4 protein-coding genes are annotated in these 3480 nt (G+C 41.4%); 3 read left to right on the top strand and 1 reads right to left on the bottom strand.

The features are described from left to right. Positions 1 to 506 (top strand): hypothetical protein (locus GX364_09575; GenBank protein ID NLI71098.1); only part of this gene is annotated, 506 nt, incomplete at its 5' end. Positions 507 to 598: 92 nt separating this feature from the next. Here GX364_09575 and GX364_09570 read toward each other — a convergent pair. Next, positions 599 to 898, bottom strand: a complete 300-nt coding sequence (locus GX364_09570; protein NLI71097.1) for a hypothetical protein — start codon at positions 896 to 898, stop codon at positions 599 to 601. Between the two features lie 470 nt (positions 899 to 1368). Here GX364_09570 and GX364_09565 point away from each other — a divergent pair, with 470 nt between their 5' ends. Continuing rightward, on the top strand, positions 1369 to 1761 hold the full coding sequence (locus GX364_09565) for a hypothetical protein (GenBank protein NLI71096.1): 393 nt from the start codon (positions 1369 to 1371) through the stop codon (positions 1759 to 1761). A gap of 488 nt (positions 1762 to 2249) precedes the next feature. Continuing rightward, a partial coding sequence (locus GX364_09560; GenBank protein ID NLI71095.1) for a phenylacetate--CoA ligase family protein occupies positions 2250 to 3480 on the top strand: 1231 nt, incomplete at its 3' end.

Genomic DNA, 3480 nt, shown 5'->3' with positions numbered 1-3480 from the left:
TGGAAAAAGAAATGGCCTTCCCCGAGTTCATTGGAGAAACAGAACAGGCCGTGATTATGGTGGTCCCGACCCTGGAGCAGGACTTGTCTGTTTTATATAAACGTTTTCACGAGGGTGAGGAGATTGATTACTGGTTTGATTGGGAATTAACTTCGATTAACGATAATGAATATGTAGTAACACTGAAGATATGCTGGGAAGGGGAGGGTGTGGTCTCCATAGGTTTTACCCTGGATATGTGGGAATACCTGCCGGTGATAATTAAAAGAGGTCATCTGGTTTTGATGACCGACTGGAGCCTAATCGAGGAAGGAATAACTGCCGGTATGGACAAAATGGGGCGGTTCAGGCCCAAAGCGCTCCTGGTGCGTGACGTGGGAGAGGGTATGGAAGGGTTGTCCAACAAGGTAGCTGATACGGCTATGAGTAAGAAAAGTAGTACCGAACTCATACAGCTACTGGAAATCCTACAAAGTGGTAGTAAAACGAATTTTAATATTCACTAGCCAATTATTTATGATCATACCGTAGCAAATAAGATTTAACCCGATTTGCCGGCAAGATATAAAAATAGTATCAGTTGTAACAACAACTGGTTTTAATATTTCACAAGAATGGTCTTTTCCTTTTCGTTAAATACTGCAGCATATTTGCCTTTTTGTTGAATGTTGAAATGCTTAAAAAAACCCCTGGCACCAATTTTGTTTTTATTGAGAACGAGTCCGTTTTCCCCATTAGCAGCTTTAATTCGTATAGTATTTGTTTCCCGATCAAAAGCAAGCTCCACATATCGGGTGTCAAACTTTTCAGCTAGTTTTTTGTTTAGAGTAAGATGATTTTTTGAAATAGCCACTGTGGCTTCCTTTTCTAAACGGGGTTTGTATACCTCAAACGACATATTAACACTCCTTTGTTTTTACAATTATAAATTAAATGCAAAGGATAGTCAAACAACATAATCGGAAACAAGAACTTTCTCATAACCTACTAATTGACATTTATTTCATACACAAACACAGTGGTAAATATGGCTCTTATTAATAGCTTGGGTGTACTATATTTCTCCAATGGTGTTATTTGTTTTTAACGTGGTATAATAAGGAATGTGTTTCATTAAGACAATATAATAAGAAAATAGGTGAGATTAGATGGCCTCCTTATTAGATTTGTTCAGATCCCGGAAGACCCGGGAACCGCAAAAAGAAGAAACCAAATGTGCTTGTGGCGGTGAACTAATAATTATGTCTTGTGGGAAAAAGGATGTCTACTTTTGTCGAGATTGCAACAAAATGATCTATTTTCTTGAATCAGAGCTGGAGACCCCCAAGATTATACCAATTAGTTTGGGATGGTTGAAGAAAAAATAAAATGTCAATACTGTATTTGGTAGAAACAAGCCCTTGGATGCTTGCACACGATATGAAATTATATGGGGGGAGACATAAAAATAAAATGAAGGATTTGAAAAGTACTGAATTAAAAAGATGGCGTTGGTATGCGATTTTTGTAACTGTGCTGGGCATCCTTTTGTTTGCTGTTCCCTGGATAACAAACAGGAATAAAATAGCCCTGGTTATTCCGCTCTACGCCATGTTTGTATATGTATATTATAGATATCTGACTCTAAAGAAGGCTGCCCGCACTTCTACCGTTGTAGAGGAAGACAACCCCGCCCGGCAGAAGGTCCCTTCTTCTGCCGGCAGAAACAGTGCCGGGAAGTCTGGGCGGAAAAGCAAGATGGCAGTAAAAAAAGGCCAATGAAATATTTATTAGTCAGATATTATTTAGAAGAGCAGGAAAAAGCCCTGCTCTTTTTGCATGTCAAGGAGAAGTTCAAGGAAGAAGTCATATATCTTAGACATACCTGTTGATCGACCTCCCAGGGTTAACATGATTTTGCATACCGATGAAAGGCTGATAATCAGTTGTTAAACCCTTTTAGAGTATTCATTATCATTAGCTATTAATTCAATCGGCAACATATATTTAATATTCCTTATTTAACATTGTAATATTTACTTAAGGTGTGAACATCTTAACCTCGCCAGCGCCGCTTCGGGGTTCCTTTCCCGGAAGAAGGGGCAGGTTTGCTTAGATATTGGATGCTGGCGTACGATTTATTTTTACCATATAAGAACAATGTCGTTATCTGCCCATAATTATTTGAATAATCAGATTAAAGATTAATGAGGAGGGTTATGAAAGACCTGTTTTTCCACAATAATAGCAACCAAAATGGAGGTGGCAACATGCTTAGCCCAGACATTTATTGGAATCCTGTTTTGGAAACCATGCCGGTTGAAAAACTAAAAGAACTCCAATTAATCAAATTTAAAAAGATATTGAAATGGGCTTATGATAATTCAAGGCTATACAGAGGGCTTTATGATGAAGCTGGTTTAACCCCAGGAGACATTAGAACATGGGGCGATATCAATAAAGTGCCGCTATTAGAAAAAGAGAGTTACCGGCGGGCCCAGTACAAGGAGCCGTGGCCTTATGGTGATTCTCTTTGTGTTCCTTTAGAAGATGTAACAGTTTACCATCAAACCAGTGGCACCACAGGGCAGCCGATAGTCCAGCCTGATACGTGGCAGGACTGGGAGTGGTGGGCAGAAACCTGGTGCCAGTTCCTGTGGGCGATGGGTTTTAGAAATACCGATAGGGTTTATCTACCCTTTGGGTACAATGTGTTTGTTGCTTATTGGGCAGGCCACTATGCGGCTGAGAAAATAGGCTGTGAGATTGTTTCGGGGGCCCTGTTGAACACAGAAGAAAGAATACTAAAAATGAAAGAGCTGCGGGCTACTGCTTTTATGGCTACACCTACCTATGTACTTGGTATGGCGGACACTGCCCGTAAAATGGGTATTGATCCAAGGGATCTGGGCATTACGAAAATTCTGTGTGCGGGCGAACCAGGTGCCAGTGTTCCAACCACTAAAAAAAGGATGGAAGATGCCTGGGGCTGCAATGTATATGACCATATTGGTGCCACGGAAATGGGAGCCTGGGGATATGAGTGTTCTTGTAAACCGGGCGGCATGCATGTTAATGAAGCCTTTTTCCTGGCAGAACTTCTCGATTTGGATACCGGGGCACCCATTGAGGAACCCAATAAACTTGGCAAGGTTGTCATCACAGCCTTCGATCGGCTAGCCCAACCATGTGTGCGTTATGATACCAAGGATGTGGCCATGTGGAGTGAAAATGGTTGTGCCTGTGGCCGCACGCACCGTGTGTTCAAAGGCGGAATCCAGGGCCGTATTGACCATATTACCAAAGTTAAAGGGGTTCTGTTCAGTCCTGTTGCTGTGGAAGAAGCGGTGCGGAGTTTAGATAAACTGGGTAACGAGTATGAATTGGTTGTGAATAAAAGAGGCGACGTAGACAGGATCACTTTGAAGTATGAACTGGCGCCTGGTTATGAAGGTCATGAAAAAGAAGTAGAGACGGAATTGGCCATATTGTTGCGATTGA

The organism is Bacillota bacterium, from assembly GCA_012518215.1.
Classification (GTDB): domain Bacteria; phylum Bacillota; class Dethiobacteria; order DTU022; family PWGO01; genus JAAYSV01.
Note: the sequence above shows the minus strand (reverse complement) of the source record. Positions and strands in the feature narration are given on the sequence as shown.